This is a genomic window from Enterococcus sp. DIV1307a (genome assembly GCF_050537425.1).
GTDB lineage: Bacteria > Bacillota > Bacilli > Lactobacillales > Enterococcaceae > Enterococcus > Enterococcus faecalis.
Genome location: NZ_CP172914.1, coordinates 1,562,231 through 1,589,006 on the forward strand (window position 1 = coordinate 1,562,231; position 26,776 = coordinate 1,589,006).

The 26,776-nt window shown below is 36.1% G+C and carries 17 protein-coding genes; 3 read left to right on the top strand and 14 right to left on the bottom strand.

Annotated elements, in window-relative coordinates; genetic code table 11:
* Window positions 1-363 precede the first annotated feature (363 nt).
* The gene (locus IGL90_RS07615; RefSeq protein WP_002361978.1) at window positions 364-1,218 is read right to left on the bottom strand and encodes a LysR family transcriptional regulator; all 855 of its coding nucleotides are present in this window, start codon (window positions 1,216-1,218) and stop codon (window positions 364-366) included.
* Window positions 1,219-1,609: 391 nt separating this feature from the next.
* On the opposite strand from IGL90_RS07615, the gene IGL90_RS07620 reads away from it, so the two are divergent.
* Window positions 1,610-2,440 carry an MBL fold metallo-hydrolase gene (locus tag IGL90_RS07620; protein ID WP_002369253.1) on the top strand — a complete coding sequence of 277 codons (831 nt, stop codon included), beginning with the start codon at window positions 1,610-1,612 and terminating at the stop codon, window positions 2,438-2,440.
* A gap of 147 nt (window positions 2,441-2,587) precedes the next feature.
* On the opposite strand, the gene sprE is transcribed toward IGL90_RS07620, so the two are convergent.
* From sprE to IGL90_RS07685, 13 genes are all read right to left on the bottom strand, one after another.
* Window positions 2,588-3,442, bottom strand: coding sequence for a serine proteinase SprE (gene sprE, locus IGL90_RS07625; RefSeq protein ID WP_002364098.1), 855 nt, complete (start codon window positions 3,440-3,442; stop codon window positions 2,588-2,590).
* A gap of 48 nt (window positions 3,443-3,490) precedes the next feature.
* On the bottom strand, window positions 3,491-5,023 hold the full coding sequence (gene gelE, locus IGL90_RS07630) for a M4 family metallopeptidase coccolysin (RefSeq protein ID WP_075578545.1): 1,533 nt from the start codon (window positions 5,021-5,023) through the stop codon (window positions 3,491-3,493).
* Window positions 5,024-5,257: 234 nt separating this feature from the next.
* Window positions 5,258-6,601 (bottom strand): sensor histidine kinase FsrC, encoded by a 1,344-nt coding sequence (gene fsrC / locus IGL90_RS07635; protein WP_048737273.1) that lies wholly within the window; start codon window positions 6,599-6,601, stop codon window positions 5,258-5,260.
* Entirely contained in the window at window positions 6,598-7,326 is a 729-nt protein-coding gene (locus IGL90_RS07640) for an accessory gene regulator AgrB (RefSeq protein ID WP_048737275.1), read from the bottom strand. Before IGL90_RS07640 ends, fsrC begins: the two co-directional genes overlap by 4 nt.
* An 88-nt stretch (window positions 7,327-7,414) precedes the next feature.
* Window positions 7,415-8,146, bottom strand: a complete 732-nt coding sequence (gene fsrA, locus IGL90_RS07645; RefSeq protein ID WP_073340375.1) for a response regulator FsrA — start codon at window positions 8,144-8,146, stop codon at window positions 7,415-7,417.
* 418 nt (window positions 8,147-8,564) lie between these two features.
* Window positions 8,565-10,523, bottom strand: a complete 1,959-nt coding sequence (locus IGL90_RS07650) for an amidase domain-containing protein (RefSeq protein ID WP_048737278.1) — start codon at window positions 10,521-10,523, stop codon at window positions 8,565-8,567.
* Between the two features lie 81 nt (window positions 10,524-10,604).
* Complete coding sequence (locus tag IGL90_RS07655) at window positions 10,605-16,232, bottom strand: TIM-barrel domain-containing protein (protein WP_048737280.1); 5,628 nt, start codon at window positions 16,230-16,232, stop codon at window positions 10,605-10,607.
* 503 nt (window positions 16,233-16,735) lie between these two features.
* Window positions 16,736-17,131: a hypothetical protein gene (locus IGL90_RS07660; protein WP_048737281.1), complete on the bottom strand. Its 396-nt coding sequence runs from the start codon at window positions 17,129-17,131 to the stop codon at window positions 16,736-16,738.
* 47 nt (window positions 17,132-17,178) lie between these two features.
* Entirely contained in the window at window positions 17,179-18,195 is a 1,017-nt protein-coding gene (adhP, locus tag IGL90_RS07665) for an alcohol dehydrogenase AdhP (RefSeq protein WP_010817394.1), read from the bottom strand.
* Between the two features lie 208 nt (window positions 18,196-18,403).
* On the bottom strand, window positions 18,404-19,384 hold the full coding sequence (locus tag IGL90_RS07670; RefSeq protein ID WP_048737283.1) for a DUF916 and DUF3324 domain-containing protein: 981 nt from the start codon (window positions 19,382-19,384) through the stop codon (window positions 18,404-18,406).
* 98 nt (window positions 19,385-19,482) lie between these two features.
* Window positions 19,483-20,034 carry a hypothetical protein gene (locus tag IGL90_RS07675; RefSeq protein ID WP_002357217.1) on the bottom strand — a complete coding sequence of 184 codons (552 nt, stop codon included), beginning with the start codon at window positions 20,032-20,034 and terminating at the stop codon, window positions 19,483-19,485.
* A complete protein-coding gene (locus tag IGL90_RS07680) occupies window positions 20,027-20,386 on the bottom strand; it encodes a hypothetical protein (RefSeq protein WP_002379536.1) in 360 nt (119 codons plus the stop codon). The genes IGL90_RS07675 and IGL90_RS07680 overlap by 8 nt, the downstream gene beginning before the upstream one ends.
* Window positions 20,362-23,034: a bacterial Ig-like domain-containing protein gene (locus IGL90_RS07685; RefSeq protein ID WP_048737285.1), complete on the bottom strand. Its 2,673-nt coding sequence runs from the start codon at window positions 23,032-23,034 to the stop codon at window positions 20,362-20,364. The genes IGL90_RS07680 and IGL90_RS07685 overlap by 25 nt, the downstream gene beginning before the upstream one ends.
* 227 nt (window positions 23,035-23,261) lie before the next feature.
* Here IGL90_RS07685 and IGL90_RS07690 point away from each other — a divergent pair, with 227 nt between their 5' ends.
* Complete coding sequence (locus IGL90_RS07690) at window positions 23,262-24,719, top strand: helix-turn-helix domain-containing protein (protein ID WP_002394536.1); 1,458 nt, start codon at window positions 23,262-23,264, stop codon at window positions 24,717-24,719.
* 107 nt (window positions 24,720-24,826) lie between these two features.
* Window positions 24,827-26,749, top strand: coding sequence for an FUSC family protein (locus tag IGL90_RS07695; protein ID WP_048737288.1), 1,923 nt, complete (start codon window positions 24,827-24,829; stop codon window positions 26,747-26,749).
* Window positions 26,750-26,776: the final 27 nt, after the last annotated feature.

A 26,776-nucleotide genomic window follows, 5' to 3' on the forward strand; every position in this document is an offset into this window, starting at 1 on the left:
CAACTACATAAAACAGGAAAAGCAACAATGACACTTAAACTTCTAACGACACAGTTATCGCAAGTACTCACGTATCAACAGTTCTTTATATTCCTTGCCATTTAGTTATTTTATATTTAAAAAAGTAAATCTTTAGATAGCCAAACTATACACCAGAACCCCTTTAAATTGAACCGTAATAGATACGATTTATCGATTCTTAAGTTATTAAATAATTGAACATTCTGTTCAGAAATATCGAACAGCCCCATAATTGAGCATCTCTTTTAAACAATGAACAACAAAAATAGCCTTATCCGCAGCAAAAGTAAATCTAAGCGAATAAAGCTATTTTTGGTAACTATTCCAAAGTAATTTTAATGGCTAAGTCTCTAGCAACTTTTGTAAAGTTGCCTTGATTTGACCAGGTTGGACAAAAACCGAACTGGAAACATTTCGGTATAAATAAAATTTTTGTTTTCGTTCAATCGGTAAAAAGAAGAGTTTAGAATCAATTTCCTGCAGTTGTTCTTTCCGAAGAGAGATTACCGCATAAACTCCTTTACTTTTTTCAATGAGACGAGTAAGCATCAACGTATCGTAGCAACAAACAAGCGGACTTGTTAATTGCAACATTTCTAGCACACTCTTGGTAGCTTCTAAATGATCTAAGTGATGCGGCAAAAATAGAAATGGATAGTTGGTCAAACAGCTGAAGCCTTCTTCCTCAATTTCTTGTTTAATTTCTCTTGAAACACAAAGATACATTTTTAGTTCAATTAATTGTTCTTTCTTTAAAACTGGACTATTCACATCTGCAGAAGTAATCACAAAATCCAACTCATGATTCTCCAATTTATTCAATAACTCAAACGATGAACCATGGTAACATTCCCAAAAACGATTCAGTTGATCCTCATTTTCTGTCACTTTATACATCAAGGACGTATTTCCAAAACCTAAACGCATCACTGGATTCTCAATCATTTCATGCAAATTAAGTTTCATTTTCTTAGCCTCGTTTAAAATGATATATACAGATTGGACGATTTTATCACCATAGGAATTTAACGTCAAAGAATTCCCGTTACGGTCAAAAAGTAAATGGCCCAATTCACTTTCCAAATCTTTTAATGACGCACTTAAGGTTGATTTACTAACATGGAGTTCAGAGGCTGCTTTGGAAATACTATTATATTTTGCAATGGTATAAAAATATTCTAATTTTTCAATAGTCATCTTTTGTCATCCCTTTTATTCAAATTCATTTGCCCACGTAACCTGTTCAAAACACGCCTCACTCTTTATCAATAGCGTAGTTATTTTTGCTCTAATAAGCTATGTCCATCTTGTTATTTTTCTATAACTAATAGCAGATGGATATGAAAGTGCCTTTGGTAAAACTTTTTCTCGGAAATAGCATGAACATTCGCAACAAATTCAGCTTATTAAAAAAGGCGTCTAGCTTTTTCTATTTTACGCAAATTTACTTAAGAAATTCCATTTCAATTCTTCTCTAAAAAAGGTAAGATGGACACAACAAATGTTTCAGTTTCCATGCCCATTTACTTTAAGGTTCAGCGTTATCTACTAAGTATGAAGAATGTCAAAGAAAGGTTAGGTACTCCCAATGAAAATCAACTATTTAGGTACGGGTGCAGCAGAACGGATTCCAGGAATTTTTTGTAATTGTAAATTATGTAAGTACGCTCGAGAGAAAAAAGGACGAGAAATTCGTACACAAACTCAATTAATTATTGATGATGTCCTACTGATTGATTTTCCAGGGGATTCTTATTTACACCTGTTGCAGTACGACTTGTGTTTTGCAGACTTTGACTCTTTACTAATCTCTCATTGGCATTCCGATCATTTTTACGGCGAGGATTTGGCTTATCGAATGTCTGGTTATGCATTAGATATTCCAAATCGTTTAACTGTTTACGGAAATGAAGCAGTTAAGACGTTTTATCAGCGCGCCTTTGATTTAGAAGGTCGTCAAGACGATACCCGATTACATTATCAGGTTATTCAGCCCTACAAATGTTTTACTATTGCGAACTATACGATTTATCCCCTTCCTGCACAACATGGAAATTTCAGCGAAGATTGTTTTATTTTCGTTATAGACGATGGTAAAGATGCTTTTTTATCCACCCATGATACAGGTTACTTTACGTCAGAAATGTTTGAATATCTTGAAAAGAGCCATTTACTTCTTAGTATTGTTTCTTTAGATTGTACTAGTCAAACAAACGAAACTGGCAATAGTCATATGAATTGGGAAGAAAATTTAAAATTAATTGCAGAATTAAAAGAAAGAAAACTCGTCACAGATAAAACGATTTACGTTGCCAACCATTTTTCTCACAATGGCGGCTTGTCTTATGCGGAGATGGCGGCTTTATCTCAAAAGCATGAAATCATTACGAGTTATGATGGTTTAGAAATACTAACTTAATCGGATTATTTGCCTTCTTTTCAGCACTATTATATGCTTTTAACCGATAATTACAAGGTACTTATATCGTAACTTACACTATCTTAAAAAACAAAAATACTCGAAATTTCCCGTGATCCTGGAAATTTCGAGTATTTTTATGGTTCTTTACGCTGCTGGCACAGCGGATAAACGTTTATTTTCTTCTTCATTCACTCGATTGACAATAAAGTTATAATTCACTTCATTTAGTCTTTGACCATGGTTTCCTGTTTGCTTAATGCCGCCATTGGAATGAACACCAACTACTTCAAACTGAGCATTATAGATTGGGGAACCAGATTGACCACCTGTTGTATCGATATCATAAAATAGTAATGGATTTTCTAAGTCTGTAAAGTTAGATGTAAACAAATCATTTTCATGCGACCATTGCGTGTGGTTTTTCTCACCTGGATAGCCTGATATTGTGACATGGGTATCTGAAGATTCAAACTTTTTCAAAACAAATGGCGTTAAAATTTCTCCCAACTCTGGGCCATCTGGACGATCGTTTTGTTTGCCGACAGTCACTACCGCAATATCCGCATTCGGGGAAAAAGCTACATCAATCACTTTGAATTTGCCAAATGGTGTCGCACTGCCATCTCGACCTGGATAAAACCAAGCATCATCTTTGGCATTCGGATTTAATACTTTGGCATTCTTAAAACTTTCAGCCACATGATTATTGGTGACAATTGTATTAGTTCCAACAACAAAGCCTGTTCCTAAAGAAATATAGCCTGGTTTACTGGCAGGGGAAATGATTCTTCCGATTGACGCAAAAGGCGCTTCGGTTGTATCTGCCACTTCTTGTCTTCTGTCTTCAGGGTCCAGTAACGATCTTTTTTGTCGTGAATGACTTTCGGCAGGAACGATATACTCTTCTGCATTTGCAGACAAGCTAAAACCGGCGATCAAAGTTACTAAAATCAGAAACAAAAAACCAGCACTAATTTTTCGTATGGAGAACTTTTTCATAAGATTATGCCACTCCTTATCCATTTTTATTTAATTGGGGAATTTTTTTTATTCATTGACTAGAACAGATTCACTTGGTTGGTTTACCTGAATGTCTTCTTTAGCTCCGATTCCAGCAGAGTTAAAGGCTGCTGACACCACTGAAGCTGCTTCATCGCCATATTGAACTTTTGCAGCAGCAAGCATCGCATCACGAGCATCACTGAATTGTGCTTTAGGTGTTAAGTAATTTACTAACGAGCTGTAGAAAATAGTCTGTGCTTTTTCAATGCCTAAGTTCTGGATAATGGTGTAACCAATCCGATTAATAATTCCACTATTATAATGAACACCGCCTTGATCATAATAAGGCGTTCCTTTATACCGTGCTCGATCGTCGTATTGAGCCATGGTTTCTGGTTGTCCGTGTTTACTTGGCGTTTGTAAATTTCGAATACCTGTTTTTCGGTCAACACTCTGAGTATCCGCACCAATTTCTGGATTAGATGCACCCGAAATAATATAACCCATCAAATCAGAATAAGATTCATTCAAGGCACCTGATTGTCCTAAATATTCTAAACCGGCAGTATGTTCCGTCACACCATGTGTCATTTCATGACCAACTACATCTAAAGAGGAAGCATACGTTTTTCCTGTTGGTGTACTTGTTTCACCATAACGCATTGCTTTTCCATCCCAAAAAGCATTGTCATAAGCATCTGGATGTTGTTCATCAACAACTGACAAGATGGGCATCCCTCGATCATCAATACTGTGTCGTTGGAAATGATCTTCATAATATGTTTTTACAAATTTTCCATGCGTATAGGCGTCAACAGCATTCTGATTTAATGCTGTTAGTGATGGTGCTTGAATAATAGAATAATTATTTTTGCCATCAACTACTGCATGGTAAACCCCTGTGTTATCCGTTCCGTGTAAAGCAATTCCCGTATTGCTTTTTTCAACTGGTACATTAAACGTTACTTGAAAAGAGTTTTTTAACGTTACTTCACTACCGACATGTTCCGTTAAATCTTGTTTTTCCATAATTGTTCCATCTGTAGCGTTCACTTTATAAACCAATGATACGGGGTCACCAGTTGGTGAAGAAGTTACTCTGACTTTATAAAATAATTGCCCCTCATTATTTACACGTTTGTCAATAGCTAAAAAGACAAGATCTTTATTTTCCGGATTATCAGAAGCAATAATTTTTTTAACTCCTTCTTCACCGATTGCATCAACCGATTGAATTTTCACAACTTGATCAACTGGATTTCCTGTAACACTTGTTACTGCACCGTTTTTATCTAAATGAATAATCACATTATCTGAATCAACAGTAACGCCTTCCGTTTGCTTTTCTAACTTAAGATGCTTCATCCCCCACGCATCTTCTTTTCGATCTACAACCGTATATTGTTCAGCAGCTGCCTCAGAAATTGCCTCCTTTTCCAACTTCGATAAAACTGTTGAAACTTCACTTTCTGAATAAACTTGTTCTTCTGCTGCTACAAAAAGTGAAGAAAATAGACATGAACTTCCAACAAAGATGCCTGTACCTAAAATGTATAAAATTTTATTTCCCTTCATCAAACGATTAACTCCTTTCCCAGTTTCCTTTTATTTCTTTTCCCAACAAAAGTATTGCTTTATCCTCCCTAATCTTTCCCGTTAAACGACCGCTCCTTTCCCTGCGTAAATATTTGTTGCTATTTTCATTATAGACAACTACCTAACCGGCACTATCTAAATTCCTTAATCAGCCGACATTTTTCCCTGTATTGCTCCTCGTATCTCAATACCATAGCAAAAAAGTTGTTAACAAATTCATTCGTTAACAACTTTTTTACTATTATGATTTTTTTCAATAATTAAATGTTGAGTGACCGCTCCTTCATTGAAGGACGTTTGCAAATCAAATTGATCTGAAAAATCAACAATTTCTTTTACGTATAACAACCCCCAACCATGCTCTTCAGGGTTACTTTTAGAACTAAATTTGGTTTTCTTCATAACCCTAAAATCAAATTCGGCTTGGACACTATTTGTTATCACAAACTCTTGTGTTTCATTTTTATTGAAAATTGAGATTGCGAACATTTTCAATTCTGATTTTGCACTGTTTTCAATCGCGTTATCTAATAGAATAGCCAACAAACGAATCACAACCACTAAGTCGATTGATGTATCAAGAATAAATACTTCTGGCACATCAACAATCACTTTTAGTTTTGCTTGCTTTGCGGTATTAATTTTCATACTTATGAGTGCCTTAAGTTCCATATTTTTCAAACGATTTAACTTCATAAGTTCAAATTCTTCATTATCAATAATTTTTTTGGTTGGTGCAATCGTTTCTTCATAAATTCTTTTGATTTCCAGAATATCTTCGTATGAAATAGCAATTTGTAAACTATACAATAAATTTTTATAATCATGACGAAACATCGCTAGCTCTTCGTTAATGGATTCTATTTTTTCAGTATAAATCGTTAAATTATTCAATAATTGAGTGTTGATACGTTGTTCTTCCAAATAAGCTTCAATGACTAAGCCAATCAGAATTAAAAATAAACCTACACTTATTAATAACTCCAATTTAGAACTATTTACCGTGACAAATCCTCGCATAAAGTCAGGTGAAATCTCTGGCGAAATCAAAAACACAAAAAGTAACAACAGAATCAACAATAAAAGTAAACAACCAAAAAAAATTCGGCTATTTTCTAACACACGATTTAATCTTAAAAAAACACTATTGGGAATTTTTAAAGCAATCCAGATATTTATAAGCAACAGAATAACATTTGAGGCAATCCATAATAATTTATTTTGATAAATCTGTTGAAAAAAAACACTTAAAATCGTTTGCTCCGTGTAATTGATAAACGAAACCATAAGCAATGTAAAAACGGATAAAAATATCGCTTTAAAAATTGAGAACCTCTTTTTGTGAATGAGTAAAAATCCTGTAAAAATAACGACTGTCAGCGCATAAATCAACCAAGAGTAGCCCAACATTAATGCCGCAAACGAACAAAGATTAATGACAATAAGCAATGAAAGTAACGGTATTTTACATTCAATCTTGATCAATGTTACTCGTAAAAAGACAAAAACGATAAAGCTAGATGCCAGCAAAACGTTAGTAGCTAATAACGACAAAATCATTTTTCAATATTCTTTTTAGGTTTTTCAGTTTGTCCCATCCATTGTCCAAATATATTGGGCGAATTTTGATTTAATCTAGGCTTAGTTCCCACACCATCACTAACTTTTGCAACTCTTTTTTCAATAATATTTTTAATTATTTTTTTACCAAATTTCATAAAAACACTTCCTTCAATTAAATTTTTTGTTACCGGGAGTATCATCAGACCTTGGATGACGAGACCGTAGAGTATTACTGAAGCAATCTTTTCTTTGACAAACAGACTACATAAAATAAGTAAACACACCCTTATAAGGCTTTGCTTTTTGAGCACGTTTAAATCAGATGGCTGAACAGGTTCGATTGCTGTTCCTTGTGGCGCATACCAATAAAATAATACAACTAAGAGGCAAATCAATAGAATTTTATAAATAAACGGTAAGCTCACAGAAGAATTTTTCAATACAAATGGTACGGCGACATAGATAACAATGCTTTCTAGACGACAGAGCCATTTAGTTTTTGCATGCCAGCCACCTGCGACAGGCCGTAAAAAAACCAGTACGACGTATACAATAAAGGTTTCGCTTAACGTCCCAAATAAAACTGATAAAATCAGAATCATCAGAAAATTAAATAAGCCAGAAAAATAAACGGTTAGATAATACTTTGTCCATTGTGTTTTTCCTGATTGATCTTCCTGATCCATATCCATAATATTTTTTAGAATCCAATCGATTAGCATATCGCCCTCCTCTTCAAGTATTGCACTAAATTATAACGAATATAGCGACTAATAGATAGATAATTCCTTAATTAGTCATTATCCCTCCCTAAGTAAGAAATAGTGCCTTGACCTGAGTATAATATCTTCTTGAGACTGGTACTTCCGTTCCGTCTCTCATAGTTAAAAGATGCGTTTTATAATTTAATTTTGACGCATATTTTTTATTGATGATGATTGATTGATGGACTCTAATCAAATCTGGATGCAGTTGTTCAATTTTTGATAACGTTCCATAAAATTCTCTTTTAAAATTTTTACCAACCATTGACACACGATGATCGTATTCCGTTTGAAAGAAATAAATATCATTAATATCCATTTTTATAGAAGACGCTTTTAAGTTAATGATAATATATTCACTTTTTGTCTTTATATTTTCTTTTTGTTGAATATATGCGTCGACACATGTTTCAACTTCTTTTTGGAAATCTAGAAAATCCACGTTCTTTTGAATAAATTGAAGAGCTGAAACCATATATTTGTAGGAAGTTAAAACTAATTCTGTGTGAGTAGAAATAAATACAATCAGACTTTCACTGTCTGTTTTTCTGATTTCTTTAGCAACCTCAAATCCTGCCTGGATATGATTGTTCATTTGAATATCTAGGAAAAAGATATTTAGTTGGGCGTCCTGGTGTGCCACTTGTAATAATTCATCTGAACGTGAAAATAAATGGATTGTTTCATTATAAATATTTCTTGAATGTAGGATATTTGTTACCAATGCTTCTAACGCTTTTGCTTGAATAATTTGGTCTTCTAATATATAAATAGCCATTTGTTCACTCATCCCTTTCTCAAGAAGATATAAAATTACACAACAAAAGACAAATGATTATAATGTTCAATCAATTTATACACCAATAAAAGAGATAAAAAATTGATTGTCTGTTAGTATATTCACATAAATTTAGTATAGCGATTTCAGTAGTTTCCTGCAAACAAAAACATAAAATAACAAAGGATCAAGAAAGAGTACTTTGGACTATTCATCTTTTTCTAACGAATCATGAGGACTATTGTCTCTTCGTTGATGAAAAACAAAGAATCAACCGCCAAACTGTTCTTGTCATTTTATACATGACAAAATCAATTCATTGGTCGATTCTGGTTATTTTAATTTGTTAGTTCACACATGGATCATTGTGCTAACTTTTTACTTAAACATCCACACTTCTTCCTGTTGAATGAGTCGATTAAGCGCCAATGTAGGTCACGCCACTACTATAAGCAATTACATTAGGTAAGACACGATACGAAATCGTTTGATCATTGATGACATTGCTTTCAGAAATAATGATTCCATCAGAAGTGACCGCTTCAACAAAAGCAACATGTCCATATTGATTATCTGCGCCAGCAACTCCTGGTTGGAAACTAATCGCACGACCAGCTTTAGGCAATGAACTAACTTGATAGCCTAATGCACGTCCTTTTCTTCCCCAGTCACTGCCATTTCCCATAAATTCATCCACAGAAGTGCCTAACTGTTTGAAACGATTATAGACATACCACGTACATTGGCCCACGGGATAGCTACCACTTCGATTATAATTGATCCCATCATAGACTGGAAAATGCATTTGTTGCTGTTCCGCTTCCGACAGCTCATTTTTAGATTGGATAATCAAACCGTCCACTGTTTTTGGTAAATCAAATTGCGTTAAGTTATAAACCGCAATTAACGAATTTAATTTATTATCGTATTGCTTGTCTGTTGCATATTTACCTGTTAAAAAACGCGTTGCTTGAAGGTAGTTTTTGGCTTCCGAACGCCACGCCGGTTTATAAAAATCTTGGTTTCCATCAATCCCTTGTCGGAATAATTGAACATAATCTTGCAGTGAGTCATTATAGCCACCGTAATCGCGAAACCCAGCGGAAATTGTATAAAGTTGGCCCCTCTGATCAGCCTCTTTTGTTGAAAAGCTAACACTATTTCCTTGGAACGAACCTTTTACGCCAAAGAGATTATAATAAGGTTCTTTGGCTAGTTGACTTTCGCCAGAGCCACTTTCTAAAATAGCCTGAGCTATCATTACTGATGCAAAAACATCGTATTTTTCGCCAAGTTCTCTGGCTGTCTCACCAATTTTTTTAATAAACGCTGTGGTTTGTTCTGACTTCTGCATTTCAAATGACGCACCATATGTTGCTAAAACTTCTTTGCCATACTCCGTTAATGTGAACTCCTTAAAAGGATTAGTCACTACCAAGCGTATTTCCTCTTTTGAGTCTGGTTGTTGTTTGGCAGTATAGATATTCTCTAACTGACCAATTACCTCTGGTTTCTCTTTAGAATCCGATTCCGCTGCGGCAATTAAATATTTTCCTTGGCCAAGATAAACACCATTTTGAAGCGTTTTTCCTTCAGCTGTTTGCCAAAAAATCAGATCACCAGGTTCTGCCTCCTCTATAGAACGAGCTTTACCAAATGTCATTTGTTCTTGCGGCGTACTGCCAATGTCTATTTTAAATAATTGTTGGTAAATTTTTTGGGCAAGGAAACTACTGGTTAATGCTTGCTCCGTCAAATTAAATTCTTTTTTTGTTTTCCCAACGTGTCTTAATGCTTCAGCCACCACAACTGCCCGTTTCTGTTCGTCAAAAGACGACAACAGTGGAAGTTCGTAGCCTTTTAAATTTGAAGAAGCTATTTCATCTACTTTGAGGGACGGATTTAACGATACAGCCTGATTTTCTTCAACAACGTTATTGGTGGCTTCAGGAACTTGAATAGGTTCTTCGGGTTCTTGCTTGGTCACAGGAACTTGTGGTGGTTGCGATTGTTCAACAAGCTGCGTGATTTCTGATGATACCGTCGGCTCTGTAGGTTCTTTTTTTGTTTCAGAACTAGTATTTGTGGTTGTCGTTTCTGTCGTTGACTGACTCGTTGATTCGGTAGTCGTATCGGTAGAACTACTTGATTCAGATGACGAACTACTAGTGGACGTTGTCGATGTAGCAACAGTTGTTTCGGTTGTATCGGTTACTTTTTCTTCCGAAGTAATTGTCGTCGCTGAGGACAGAGCTATTTGTAGCGAGCTACTTGGTAATTCTGCAGCCAACGTAACAACTGGAGCGACTTCCAAACTTAGAAGAACGAGAATACTTGTTAAAACAAGTAGTTGATTCTTGATTTTCTTTCTTTTCATTCGTAAAAATCCTCTCCTATTACTTACTTGCGCATTTGCACACTGTTTTTGTACAAATGCGCCTTGTAAGTTAATGATACGCTAATTTTGGTCTTTTTTATTTTTGAAGAATAATTTTCCTAAACCAATACTTACTATCAATAGAAAACCACTGATTGACCAGATTGGCGAAACAACTTCATTTGCTTTTGGCAAAGTGCCAGAAGTGCTGGTTTTCGTTGTCGTTCCACCTGTTGCTGTGCCCTTTCCTGTGCTGGTTACGCTACCAGTCCCGCTAACCCTGCCATGATTTCCATTGTTGCCTGTAGAGTTGCTACTGATTGGCTCTTCTGCCATTGCTTCAATGGCTTGTGCTAAAATACTTAAACATTTGTCCACAGCTTCTTGCGTCGCACTTGGGTCCTCAACAAGTGCTTTTGCTTGTTTAATTGCTTCAGCTAAAGCTTCTTGCGATGCTTTTGTAAATTGTTTTCCTGCTTTAGTTTTCAATGTTTCTGCTTTTTGAAGCAGTTCTTTCAACTTTGTTTTATCCGTTTGAAGGACTTGTTCCTCTAAACTATCCAAAGCAGTTTTTACATTTTTTTCAGCAGTATCAATTTGTTCTTGCCGAGCATTTTTATCAGCTAAAATCCCTTCCGCTTGGTCAATTGCTTCAGTTAAGCGCGCTTTAGACTCGCTGGTAAATTCTTTTCCGGCAGATGGTTTGATTGCTTTTGCTTTGGCTATCATTGCCTCTAAGGCTTTTTTATCTGTAACTAACGCTTCTTCTTGTAACCCATCGATGGCACTAGTTAATTCAGCAACCGCTTCATCAATCATTTTTTGATTAGCTGCTGGGTTTTCCAATGTGTTTTTAGCTGCTAAAAGCGCTTTTTGTAAATCTTGTAACGAGGAGGCAGTAAATTGGTGCCCTTCACTTGGAGTGACTTGCTGCGCTCGTTTGACAACTTCTTGTAATTGATCTTTATTTACAAGGGGTACTTCTTTTAATTGAGCCATTGCAGTTTCCAATGCGTTTAGAGCCGCTGAGACTTCTTCTTTTGTCGCCGTTTCTTTCGCTACGATTGCTTCAGCCGCTTGAATTGCTTCTTGCAATTGTTTTTCTGTTTCTTTTGTAAATTGGTATCCTTCTTCCGGCTTTCTTCCTCGGGCTTGAGCGATTTTCTCTTTTAAGGTTTCCTTATCAACGGCGACGGGTTGTTCTTTTAATTGTGCAATTGCTTCACGCAATGTTTTAGTCGCTTGGTCTATTTCTTCTTGGGTAACTTTTTCTTGAGCAAATACTTTTTGAGCTGCTGCTAATGACTCTTCGAGAACTTTTTTAGTTTCTTCGGTGAATTCTTGCCCATCACTTGGTTTTTTCGCCAGCCCCTCTTGAATTGCTTTTTCTAAATCAGCTTTATTCGCTACATCAGGCATTTTTTCCAACTGTTCTACAGCCTTTTCTAGATTTTCCACAGCAGCAGAAACGTCTGTCTGTGTGGCTTGCTCATTGGCTAGAACAGCTACTGCCTCATCTAAGATTGGTTTAAAGATTGCCCAAGTTTCAGGCGTATATTCTTTTTCGACACGTGCTTGATTTAGCGTAATTAGCGCTTGTAATAACTCTTTATCTACTAGCTCTGTGGGCTTCACTGTTACAGAAAAATCTGAAAGTGTGGCTTGTTGGAATCCTTGGCCTACTAATAAGCCTTGACTCATATCAAATTGTAATGGCTGCTCAACAGTTGTCGCACGTTTTACGCGAGTTGTTTCTTTTACTTTAACTTTAAAGGTAACTAAGTCCATTGAACCATTTAACAATTGTTTATTTCCTTGATTACTAAGAACTAAATATAGATTCTCCACATCATTTGAATGTTTCCGATATTTAGAATAATTTTCCATTTGTTTTGTATTATTCGTGGTTGCAGGCTGACCGACAAGTTCAAATTTGCTAGAATCAAAGGACATTTTTGTGCTTAACGCATTAATGTTTTTTAAGTCTTGACCTTTAAGTGTAAAGGTTAATGTATCGCCAGGAAGATAGGTATCCTTGCCATTTTCATTAACCACAGCAAGGGATAAACCGCCCGCAATTTCTTCGACATCAGGTATCTCAATCCCACCATCTAATTGTCGTAAAACATAACTGATATCATAAGCATCAATTACCCCATTTTTATTTAAATCGCCTTTTTCAACATAGCCATTAAAGTCACTGTCCACCGATTCTAAGCCTGTATAGTTTCGATAACTCATTGCATCATTTTCATCAATCGTTCCATCGTTAGTAATGTCTCCATGTAAGATTCCTTCTGTTCCTGGTTGTTTGTAAAAGAGCATCTCACGACCAGAGCCAAAATTACCCACCGATTTTAATACCTTCATTTCAACAAAACGATACGCTTGGTCCTTCGTTTCAATGGTTTTTGTCAAAGCATCTTGCTTCCAGTTAATAGGTTCTGAAAACTCTGTCCAATTAGCTCCATCTTTCGACGTCCGATACTGGAGTTGCAAAATATTTCCGTTGCCGGCATTGTCTCTTGGCAAGTATTCAATTTTATCCATTTGATACTCCGCACCAAGATCAAATTTTAAAGTCAAGAAATTCCCATCACTTGGATTAGCGATACCGGTTGACCAGTTCGTATGCCAGCCTGTACTTAAATCTTTATCTGTTAATTTCTTCAATTCTGCGCCTGGTTGTTCTGGTAAATTACTTGTTGCTTTGACTTGATTAATTGTTTCTTTATAGGGATCATCTTGTGTTTTTCCTTTAATCGGTTCACTCCATTCAGAGACCCCGTTTTTTCCAACAGCTCGAACTCGAAAAGTATGTTCGCTTAGGAAGGAAAATCCATCAAATGTTGCTGTATTCGTTTGAATATTTCCGAAAACAGTCCCGTCACGCTCTACTTCATAGCTTGTTGCCTCAGTTACTTGATCCCATTGAAGAGTCAAAGAAGATGGCGTTGTTTTTTCTTCATTGATTGCGACATTTGCCGGAATAGTTAACTGGTCATCGACCGTTGTATTTCCTCCATCAACCGTTCCTTTATTAATGAAACCTTTGACAGTTATTTGAACATCTTTGGCGGTCACAGATTGTTTCGCTAGTTTTACTGATAACGCTGATTGGTTCAGTTTTTCTCCTGAAGCTTCAGAAAGATACTGATTCACTTGGAATTCTTTATCAAAATAATATAGATTTGTGCCAGCTAAAAATTCTTCTTTATTAGCTGCTTGTTTCAAGGTTACTTCTGTTCCCCCCCCCATTGCTGTTACGCTTTCGGGCGCTTCTGAAGCTAGCAAATCAAGCGTGGTGCTTCGTTCATCAACAAAGCCTTTGTAACTTCCTTTTGTCGGTTCGATAGTAACGGTCAGATCCCCTTTTTCGTTTGATTTAGGGCCTTGACTATTTATTTTAGTCGTAGCTGATTGCCCAGCTTCATAACTAGTTGAAATTCCGTCATCTTCATACATATTAAAAGAAGTGGCGCCATTTGGATAAATCAAGAAAGATCGTTGATCCCGTTGGATTTCCTTTGGATTGTTGTTTGGATTTGTCATTGGGATAATACTGCCATCTTTGACGAAAACGGGCACCTTCCACAGCGGTGTTTTTACTCCATTTAAGACACGGCCACCTTGATATTTTTCGCCTGTAAATAAGTCAACCCAGACTTGTTTTTCATCTGGTAAGTAGATTCCATCACGGATTGAATTTCCTGCCTCATCTTGATTGCCATTATAAATTGGGGCAACGAGTAAATTGGGTCCCCACATATATTGGTATTGAGAATCTTTTGTATATGCTGTTCCTTCATTAGGAAATTCTAAAGCCATGGCCCGTACCATTGGTAGTCCATCAACTGATTCCTTGGCAATACTGTAGTTATAAGGCATCATCATTGATTTTAATTTTAGATACGCTCGGTTCAAATCTGTGGCTTCTTGATCAAAAGCAAATGGCGTTTTTGGATTGGAGCCCCAGCCGTCCATATTTAGCTGCACTGGTGTAAAAGTTTTCCATTGGAAATCACGTATGTTGACCTCTTTATTTTTTCCACCAAAAATTCCATCCATATCTGAACCGACATTTGGTTGTCCAGACAACGAAGTCCCGATATATGTTGGGATATGGAAGCGAATATATTCCCATTGACCACCCGTTTGATCGCCTGTCCAAATACCAGCGTGCCGTTGGGTTCCGGCCCAACCATCTAATGAAACAATCATCGGACGAACTGCGCCGTCTGTTTCTTTTACAAAAACATTCGCGGCATCTTCTACACCATTTAAGCCAAAGGAATACCCATACCCGACCCACGCCACGTCAGTTTTGAGAGCTTTAACACCAGCGACACTAACTTCTTTCGCAATATCCCGTTCTCCTTTTTTAGGATTTTTAGGATCCGCTGGATGGAGATTAGATTGGGTCCACAGCCCCACTTCAACACCATTGGCTTGAGCATAATCAGTAAATTCTTTTAAGTTTTGTACATCGCCGTCCAATGAATCTGTTTGGCCATAGCCAGCACCGTAGCCGTCATTTGGCAAGAACCACCCTAATGGCATATCGTTTTTCTTATACCGATCAATGACTGCACGTGCAGAAAATTGATAATTCTCTTTTTCTCCATTTAAAGATTCTAACGTGCCATTTAAGTTTCCTAAATCGCCTGGTTGGTATTCTTTGTAAAAATTACCATCTTCAAACTTAACTGCTCCCGCGGTTCCTTCTGCTACTTTCACCCAATAGTCCCGATTATACGCGTTTAAATGCGCTTCATAGAACCCGTATTCTGGCATCAAAGCTGGTTTCCCGGTTAATTCATAGTAATCTTTTAAAATACCTGCTGAGGAATCATTAAAGAAATAAAAAGCATCAAAATCTGTTCCTTCGTGCGTTGTTGTGGTTGTTTGTGGATCATGACTTCCAAAATCATAGTTGCCAGGTTTCCATGTATTTCGAACAACGCCATACCCTGCAGTTGACCAATAAAATGGGTTAGGCGATGCTACTCCGCCATCTACCCAATTGTTCGTATTGACAATCTGGATAGCTGTTCCTTTATGCGTAAATCGACCATTTTGAGTTCCTCCGCCAAAATAATTTTCTTGACTACTTTGTTTTAACGTTTGTGTAGCTTTATCATTTTTAAAGGATAGCGGAGCGGTTTCTTCTAAAATGACTTGATTCTTTTTCTTGTCTAGAACCCTCATTAAAGCGCTTTCTTTTTCGAATATAATTTTTAAACCATTATTTTCTAGAGTAAATTGGTTTCCTGAATCTGTGACGTTCGTTTGCTCAAAGGCTTGTGTGCCATAGTCGGCCATTGTTTTAGCCGTAATTTTCGCAACATGCTTTGGATCATTTGGCGTTGGATATTCTTCAAATTTACCAGTTTGATCTAGATGATAGCGAAAAAGATGGTCGTTTAAAATACTAATTTGTGCTTTTTTGCCAGAAGCATACGTAATGACAAAGTTTTTCTCCGCTTTTTCAATCGACACAATTGCTCCGACTGACGTTGCTGAATCAGCTACGTCTTCTTTTGCTGTTTGCTCTTGCGCATCAACCACTTGAGAATCCATCGTAACAAACGAATGGAACGCCAATACAGACGAACTCACTAATAAAAATGTCAACCAGTGCTTTTTACCGTAAATTTTTTTACCCTGATACTCTTTGTTCATTTTTTCCTCCTTAAAATTGCTCCCCATAGAATAGTTCCGACACAATTACTCACAAAATCCAAAACCCAACAAAGTTTTATCCAGATGAAAAGTCATAACGATTTTCTTAGTTTACTGAGACTGTTAGAAAGTCAGTTTCAGTAATCCCTTCATAAACACATCCTTTCAATAAAATATTAAATGAAAACAATCTATTTTCATCTTATATAAAAATTTTAGTACAGAATCACAATTTCTCTATGAATTCGTTTTCATTTGTTGACTACCAATTTTTCACTTTTTTAATAACATAATTATCGTATGATGGTTTTTTTGTGTTTGTCAACGGTTAATTATAGCAGCCACCATTAACGAGTATTAACCCTTGATAAACCTGTTAATTCACTTATAATGATGATTTTATTGCGAAAATATCTACATCAGAAAAAGAAAGACTTTTTTCAAAAATCTAATACCTGTTACTCAACTTTAGTCTATTTAAAAATAATCAACACCCTCCTGCTCAGCAAGAGGGTGTTTAATAATTGTTTTTAGTGATTGATTTGACTTGCTGGTGTGAAAAGCAAACTAATGATGATGCCAACTATCAGTACCGCTAGCAATATAAAAATTAACTTTCCAAACCGGTGATAGGGATTGATCGAAAGCCCAATCCCATAAACTTTCGGAACCCACAAAGGAGGCGTTGGATTATCTTTTTGATCTTTATAGGCTATCTTTAAAATCTGCCACGCAAAATACAACAATGGTAAAACCATAATTACCCCAACTATACCTAGCCATTTTGCTAATAAATCACTGGTATGCAAAAGACTGATTGTCAGAATTGGTAAAAACAAAAGAATAAAGCTAATTGTGGCTCCCACTTGTGCTTGTTTAAGCAGTCGTCTCTCACGGAGAGTAAGATTCGCAAACATTCCATCCATCCTTTCATGGTTTTCAGATTAAATCAACGAATCACTAAAAAACTAAATTAACTGCGAAAATCAATGACCATGCGCCCGCGAATTTTTCCTTGTTCCATTTCTTCAAAAATAGCATTAATTTCTTCTGGTTGACGTGTTTGACAAACAGGAACAACTTTTCCTTCTGCACCGAATTGGAAAGCTTCGCTTAAATCTTGACGGGTTCCAACTAACGATCCGACTACGTGAATGCCATCAAGAACAAGACGTGGAATAGATAAATCCATTGTCTCAACAGGCAATCCAACGGCGACAACCGTTCCTCCCGCACGGACTGCATCGACTGCGCCATTAAATGCTGATTTAGCTACCGCAGTAACTACTGCTGCATGGACACCTCCAATTTCTTTTTGAAGTTGTGCAGCAAAATCAGGATCTTTAACTGGATTAATTAAAAGATCCGCACCCATTTCTTTCGCAAAAGCTAACTGATTATCATTCACATCAACAGCTACTACTTTTGCATTAAAGACATGCTTGGCATATTGTAAAGCTAGATTACCTAGCCCACCTAATCCTGAAATCATTAGCCATTGACCTGGACGAATCCCAGATTCTTTTATTGCTTTGTAGGTTGTTACCCCTGCACAAGTAATAGAGGAAGCTGGCTCTGATGCTAAATTTTCTGGCACTTTCACTGCATAACCGTCTGTGACGATGCATTCTTCGGCCATGGCACCATCAACTGTATATCCAGCATTTTTTACTGAACGACAAAGCGTTTCTCGACCAGAAGTACAATATTCGCAATGCCCGCAGCCTTCATAAAACCATGCAACAGATGCACGATCACCAATCTTTAAACTAGTAACGTCTTTTCCAACCTCCGTCACAATCCCAATTCCTTCGTGACCTAAGGTACAACCGCTAACATCGCCAAAATCTGCATTCTTAACGTGTAAATCCGTATGACAGACACCACAGACTTCCATTTTCAACCGCGCTTCATTATCTTTCAATGGACGCGATTCTTTTTCAACAATTTTTGTTGTTTTTCCTTTTGCTGCGACAATTGCTTTATACATGGTTCTTTCCTCCTTGTTTCTATTGTGAATAATTGAACAATAATAGTATAATACTACTTTCCAAAATAAGGAACACCAATGACTTGCGTAAATTAACGTTAATTTGACAATTTATCCTTGCTAGACAGCTATTCTTCCCTTATGTCATAGATAATTCATACTGGCATGATTTTTTCTGCATAATTGTCAACTATTTTAAAGGCAGGTTTTACAACTTCATTTTTCCCTTCTTTTTTCCCAAGATATAGCAGACGGTACCTAAAATAACTAGAATTAAAAAGGCCATGAGGTACTTAAGCCAGTGAAGGTTTTTGACTTTATGATCAACAGAACGCTTATTATACTGATCAGCTTGCTTTTTGTTTATCGTGAAATCTTTTGAGAACGTCCAGCTCCCCTCATGGTTTTTCAACTTAATGGTATAGGTATAGTCTCCAGGTTTAAACGAATCTTTCAGTAAAATAGGCAGGTCAAACCTTGTGTTTGGTGCAAAACTCAGATTATTTTTCTTTTCGTGAATGATCGTTTTGTTTGTTCCTTTTTCTTTAACAAAAAAATCTCCTTCGACTTTTGACAATAACTTCCGCTGTGGATTTTTAATTTCCATCGAAACAGTATTGTGGCGGTTAATTTGCCCAATTTTAACAGAACCACTTTCCAATTTTGCAGGTATGGTCTCTGCTGTTTCATTCACCCGAATAGCAATCGTATGCATATAAACATTTTGAATCCCACCCTTGCTCTGGTCCCCAGCTATCTCTACAGGTCGAATCGTCACTCCACCTAATAAAATTCCTGAGAATAAATTTTCTGGCATCGTTATTTGAAAATCAATCGTTTGTGATTGTTTACCGGGGACACTAATGTCTTTCCTATTGGGACTAATCAAATCACTAAGTACCAAACTCATCGATGGATCTTTTTCAAAGCTACTTTTTGTATAGTCAACTATCCCATTACTATTTGTTGTTGCTGTATTTACCTGAACTTTAAATTTTTGAGGCTTCGGCGTAGTATTGGTTATCGTTAATTTGAATGTATCTTTTTGTTTCGGAGTTAATGTCATATCAAAAAAATTACTGGTTTTGTTATTTTGAGTTGCTCCGAAAACGGGTGTGACTGTATACGCATTCGCATTGTCAATTGTTGCTGAACTATTGGTATTAGACGGCTCTGCCCAGGCACGCATCGCTCCACCTGAACAGAGAATAGTCAATATAAAAAGTATCTTTAAAATTCTTTTCAATTTATCTGCCTCGTTTTCTTACATCGTTTTATGTTAAATTCTTAGGCGGGTGCTCCATCGATGGCATTCCAGACGATGGTTCCAGAGTAGGTATTTGCAGCAATACTTTTAGGTATATTTAACGTTGCATTTAAATCGGCTGTCGTGACAGTGTCTGATAAACGGATATCACTTTTATCTAGCGAAATAATGGTTGAAGCATCTGTGGTTAAATCAACGCCCGTAAAGGTACCTTTTTCAGAAGATCCGTCAGGTTTTTTAGTGTCTAAATGAAGTGTCATTCCGTCTAAGCCAGTGACACCTTTTCCTTTATCTTCTAAATTCGCTGTCAGATACCAACCTGTATTCGTTGTCCCACGATTATCATTAATGATAAGTTGCGACTTGCTTTGATCTGGTTGCGTATGATCTTGGCCGTCTTTTGTCACCGTCCCAAAGTTAATTTGTGCTAATGGTGTAATGGTTAATCCGCCACCCAAAACCGACACATTCGCTGTGGTATTGGTATTATCAGCCGCATTCACAGTTTGTTGTCCAATTAAAAAGATTCCCGTTCCTAAAGTGACAGTTAAACCAATTATTTTTTTATTCATTATTTTTCCTCTTTTCTTTATAAAGTCCGACGATTAATGTACCTCCGAGTACCACGATTCCTAAAATCGTCTCTTGAGACGTAATCTCGTTTGTTTTTGGTAAAAAATTAGGTTGTCCTCGTGAAGTTGGCATATCGTTAGTCTGCGGTATAAGCTCATTGGGATGTGGAACAATATCCTCACTCTCTTTCACTATTACCATGACTTTTGTGCCAGCTTGTGCGTCAGCTGTCTTGTCTTCAGCTTGTGCTTGAATTGGCAAACCGAGAATAAAGGCAACAAACAATAAATCATAGATAAACCATTTCACAGCTATTCCCTCTTCCCTTACGGTGTTGCTTCTAAGTTCCAAATTAACTGAGCTTCATATTTATCAGCAGGTGTGACTTTTGAAATAGTTAATGTGGGCAATAATTGTAATTTCGTCAAAACTTTTTTATTTTTGATAGATTGGTTACTTACATCAGCTACTAATTGTTGCTCATCGTTAACCATAATATTTTGCTCAGTTGTTACATAATCGACTGACTTTGGATTTAGCGTGAGATCAAGCCCTGCGTCTTTCCACGCTTGTGTTTTCTGATCATTTAAATTATAGGCTACTTCAAGCTGCCAGCCAGTTGTCCGATTAGGATCCCCCGTATCTTCAATGTTCATCTCACAACTTTTTAATGTCTGTGTTTGATCTTGGCCATTAAATTTTACGTTCTCAAAAGGCATTAGTTGTTCAGATAAGTGATAAAAGTCTAGACGATTAGAGTAATAGTAGGTCCAATCAACAGTAACACTTTTACTAAAACCTACTATTTTAGAGATATCATAAGTAATTCTATAGATGCCCGCTACTTCATCGTTTACCTGCTTAGGCGTATAGCGAATCGTTATCTTACTATAAGGAATGGACCGCCCATCATTATCTGTTGCACTATCAAAAAGACGTTTTGGATCGAAGGGCGTTCCCACAGAAAAGCTGCCGTTATGTGCACCAATATGAGCTGAAGAGGGAATGACTTCTAGTGCAGTCTGCGCCTCTAATCCTAGGTAGTTATAATCAATTTCATATTTACCAACCACTTTTGTATCCACCGCATCTACTGGGACCTTTTGCTCTCCGTCCAGTTTATATATGGTGACACTTACGTCTCGAAAATCACCTTTTTTACCATCTGGTGTTTGTAGGCTAGTCACTTCACTTTCTGGTTGCCATTGAGTATATTGATAAACCGTATCTTGAGATTTAACTTTAATTTGCGCTTGATCAATGTGTACAGTTAAACTTTTCTCATTTGAGTAGCTTTTAGATGTATCATCAACATCAAGAATTCTAAACGTTAATGTGTAATCTCCTGAAGTTGGTAAAGCATCTGCTAAACAGTTAAAACTAACGCAATCATCTGTGACTGGTAAATTTTTTAAATCTTGCTCCCCAATTTTATGAAAATCAGTTTGGGCAGCACCTGAAACTTTTTCTTCAATCTGAACTTTTCTAGTTGTCGGAGCCTTAACGGTTAGTTCTACTGGTATCTTTTGTTGCGGGTGAAATGTTGTTTGACCTTTAACAAAAGCTGCCTTTTCTAAACTTGGCACTTGGTATGGATCTGTTGTGACGCGCATATATGTTTTATCTGTGGGCTCTGAAGAATCCGTTCCTGGCGGGTTGACTAACGGCAGCCCACAACCATCTTTGCCACTAAATAAATAGGTTGTTAACCCGTTTTGTTGTTGTGAAGAGACATTCACATTGGCCTTAGGATCAACTGTGTGAGTATGAAAATTAACTACACGCGCAAACCGTTGAGCAACATACCCATCTGTCCAATTAAGCGGATTGTCTTGTCTTTGGTTCATCGTAAACTTTGGTGATAAAAAATCCCCTGGTAACATCGTTTCGCTTTCAGGTATTTCAGGATATTTAGAGGCATCTTGGGTATTGTAATTGGATAATGGATTGTCTTTATCGCCGCTATCCCATGGCGAGATATAAGAAGACCAAGTAGCCACTTTCCCAGTGATTCCAGTGATAATTTGATGATTCAAATTATTTGGATCTTGCTTTGCTGCTGCCGCTAAACTTGTCGCACGTAACCACATGTCTGCACTAGCCGTTACCATATTATGATTAACTGTATTCGTTGTATCTGAAAATCTACCCAATTCATACGTCCGGCCAAAAAAATCTGCCGATAACGAAAATTGATCACTCTCATCACCATCCGACAAAACATTTGATACAGGTAAGCGATGTTTCGTTAAACTTTTATTGAGGGAATAATCCTTCGAATCGCCATCTTTCATCAAAGTTGCCACATCTAAATCAAAATGAAGCTCAAATGTTATTTTAGTTTTATCAGGTTCATTACTCCAAATGTCATAAATTTTTCCAAGAGACAAATCAATAGAATCTCCACGTTCACAAAACATCACCTGATGCTCAGTATCAATCCCACTATAGTCTTGTTCGGGATCACCCCACCCTGGTGAACCATCTTCTGAAAAACCGTTAAACGTCCGCATTCCTTTTGTGTTGATGATTGATATTCGTGTATTTTTTTGTCCACTAATTGAATAAAAATTTTCTGGATTATCCGCATAAGCCTTGTCATAAGCCGCTTTAAAATTATCTGCACTTATATTTTCTGGCAAATGAAACATCAGACCATATTGCATCCCATCGGTATCGAAAGCAAGAGCAGTAATTTTTTGTGTATGAGAAGTGTCCACTGTTCCGTATAATTTTACGTGTAATTTTCCTCCAAATGATCCATCAGGACCACCACCATCGTCATGGCTTATCTCCATTCCATAAGGTAAATCAGTTCTCAAATCAATGGCTATCCCTCCCGCTTGATAGAGTGAAGCTGCCTCACATTCTTGAAAATGCACGCTCAAAAAACAAGAAATCGTTACCAATAGTAGACAAGAGTAAAAGAAATAAGCAATGCTTTTTTTTCTTTTGTAGGTTGGCATTTTCATTTTTAATTGTTCGTTGATTTTTTTCATTGCTTACTCACCTTGACCTTTTTTGGAATTAGAAACTAAATAATAATTATTCTAACTACTGCTAGCTTATCAACATTGAAATTGCTTTGCCACACACAATTAATGTATAAGGCTGTACATTAATTGTGATGGCCGCTTCTTATTGCGCTTGTGTTAACATATCAATACAAAAATTTAAAGAAAGTAGACTACAATGAACCTAAATTTTACTTTTGGAGGTCCATAACATGTTTCCATCCTACCTAACGAATGAGCTAGAAATTTTATTTTATATAGTGAAGCGAGCTCATACGTCATTAAATGAAATTTCTTCCAATTTAAAAATTTCAAAAAGAACGGTCAAGGAAAATCTGATAAAAATAAATCAAGAATTCGAGGATACTTATCAAATCCAACATTTTATTGTCTCTAACAATAATGGCATTGTTTGTGTAAATCCAGCGTACCGAAAAAGCGCGGTCGAATACGCCTACACGTTAAAACTCAATCTTTTAAAAAACAATGTACAATTTAATTATTGCGTACAATTGGTCACACATTCTTCCATTGATAAAAACGAATTAATTAAAGTTTTATATATTTCTGAACATTATCTGGTAAAAATCACGAAACAACTGAATAACTTTTTTAAAATTTTTGATATAGTAATCGTTAGTATTAAGGGTATTTATCAATTAACTGGCAATGAATTATCGATTCGAGTGTTTTCTTTCATTTTCCTACAAGATTCCTTTCAAGAATTGGCTTGGCCTTTCTCTAAAATAAGTCTTGAAGAAATAAAAAAAAGTCTACCCGATGAACTTCTTGAACGATCCTATAAAAATGTCCGAATGAAGAAAAGAGCGTTTTATATTTTATATGCGATATTTAAAACTAGAACAAGTGCACAAAACTTCTTAAAGATGCCGCACTCTAAAAACCTGCATTCTTTTTTTATTCTGATCAATCAATACAGTCATGTGACTTTATTTTTTCTTGAACACTCCTTCGCTGACATTCAATGCGAAACAAGAAAAACTGAAATTTTATACTTTAATTTTTTATCTCGCATTTTTATTCCTTATATCTTTTCGGAAAAGCAAACGAAACAAATAGAAAAATTATTTATAGAATCTAACCATCCTTATTGTGTTTTATCAAAAAAATTGTTTAAGCAAGTAGCCTACTTACTGACAAATCAGCATGATTATCAATACGTTTACTATCTTTCTATTTTTAATGCTTGGTACTTTTTAACGGAGGGCAATTATTATACTTTTTTAACACTTTATTTACCGCAGCCAGAAATTTGTACTCCGTCAGATGTGGCATACTTTAATCGAATAAAAGGAACGGTGGCAAAATTAGTTCACCAAGAAACGCATTTAGAGTTACTCAGTCAACTGCTTTACACATTGTCTGTGTCCGAAAAAAAAGTACAAGTGAGAATCTATTTACAAATTATCAAAGATTTTTATGCAAGTTATTTTATTAAAACACGGTTATCCTCCTTATATAATACAAACGCAATCTCTATTACCGAAGACTTCACAAATGCGGATATCATCATCACAGATTCCTTCGAAAAAGCTACTTCTAATCAAGATATTTTCTACTTAGATTCCATTGAAAATGAAGAAAGTTGGCATGAGCTTACAGAATTTATTCAACAAAAATATATGGCTAAACTTAATGTTGGACTATAATTGTGAGTTTTCTTAAAAAGAGCAAATTTGAAAAAAAAATTTAGAGGTGTATACTAGCAGAGGAATAATTTTTTAGCTTCTAATAATTTTTAAAGAAGGAATGTTTTGTGAAATTATCTATCAAAAAATTTTTTGAGGTTTTCTTAGAATCGTCTTGGGCGTATAGTCGCCCTATACTAACTTTTGATACAAGACAGAACTGGTTTGCCCTTGTTCTTAGTATCATTATTGCAAATGCTGTTGGTGCTGTTCTAACAATAGTCTTTCCTTTCGCTTTTGTTTTAGTAAATGTTGGTAGCTTTTTGGGCACTGTAATTTGTGTCTTACCACGACATAGCTCTCCACAAAGAAGTGCCATAGATGGTATTTTAATGATTTTTCTTGGTGCCAGTCTGGGGATACTTTTACAGTCGTCAAGTATATTCATTATTTTATTATTCGTCCTTGGTTTGTATTTTTCAGGGATTGTAAGAAACTTTAGTATTGGTCTGTATATTCGATGTCTCTTTGGGACCATTTCTTTACTAGCTGGTGCGCAATTAAAAGGCAATTTGTCTATTGGTCAAACTTTTGAAGGTCTGGGTGCAATAATTTTAGGTATGTCCATCCTTTGTTTGTTCTATTGTCTTTATTCTAAGCCGCAAAATAATGAGGCACGAAAATTAGTAGCCGATTTATATGAGCAATTATATTTATTAGCACAAGGAAAACCCGCACGCTATGTCCATTTCAGAATAAAAGTACGCGAATCTGTTGAAACAATGCCCTGGGTCAATCATCAAAAAACACCATGGATTTATCCCTTGGTTTCACAAGCAGATGCAATTGCAGGCTCGTTAGATTCAACCAATGCAGCTGAAAATCTTCCTGCTTTAAAAGCAATTCAACTCTTTTTAAAAGGAGAACAATTAACCCTGCCTCTTCAAGAATTTGCTTCAGCAAACACCGAAATAAAATCAGCAATCCTTCTGATACAAAACGAACAATCCTTTAAAAAAATCTCATTTAAATCTTTCTTACCCACAAAAGAAGGACTTGCAGAAGCCAAAGAGATCCTTCATTCTTACAAAGGCAGCTCTGCTAGATTCGCAATTCGTTTAGCTTTAACAGGTTTAGTGTGTCATTTTTGTTCGCTTATACTTAATTACATGTACCCTTTGCCTTTAGCTAATCACGAATTCTGGGTAGTTATTTCTGGTTGTTTGATGGTTATGCCAGGTTATCATGGTACACTCGGCAAAATCACTTCAAGAACTATTGGTTCTATTTTAGGTGGTTGTTTAGGCATTTTTTTGTCTCAATTAATTGCTAACTTAACAAACCTAAATCCTTTATGGCCAATGCTATTGTCTTGTTTGCTAGTTATATTGTATGAAACCGTCCGTAAATTAAGTCAAGCATTTCTAATGCTAAGTGTGACCACTTGGTTAACTTTCACATTAGGTGGTAGTTCTGCAGGCTATACAAGAGTTTTTGATGTAATTATTGGTGCGCTGATTGCTTTTGTTATGTTTTTTATTTTCCCAACATGGCATAGTCAAGTATTACGTAAAAATATCAATAGTTGGTCAAAAACGATCAGCTCTATTTTGCTAGCGTTAATCAATGAAGAGACCACGTTGCCTAGTGATGCTTGGGTACTAGCTTATCGAGTACAACGTAGAGTAAACTATTCTATTCAAGAAATTGTTCTTGAATCTCCTATTTATAGTAACGATGCCTCTGCTGAAAGCTTAATGCAACAAAAACAACTAAATGATCAACTGTTGGAAATGCAAACTGCTATGGAAGAGCTTCTTTTAGAACTTATGAAAACACAATACTACTTAAAAAAATTAACGCCAGTTAGGCCGGACACACTAAACACTGAGTTATTTAACTATTCACAGCAAATACTTTCACTCACGAATCCCAAAAATAATCGACTAATCAACCAGTCCAAACAATCCATTTATTTTCCTCAAATTGAACAATCACTGGTAATCTTAAAAAATTCTACAGCTAATTTCTTTTTAGCAAATATCAAATGATTAAATAGACAAAAAGCCTAGGAAAAA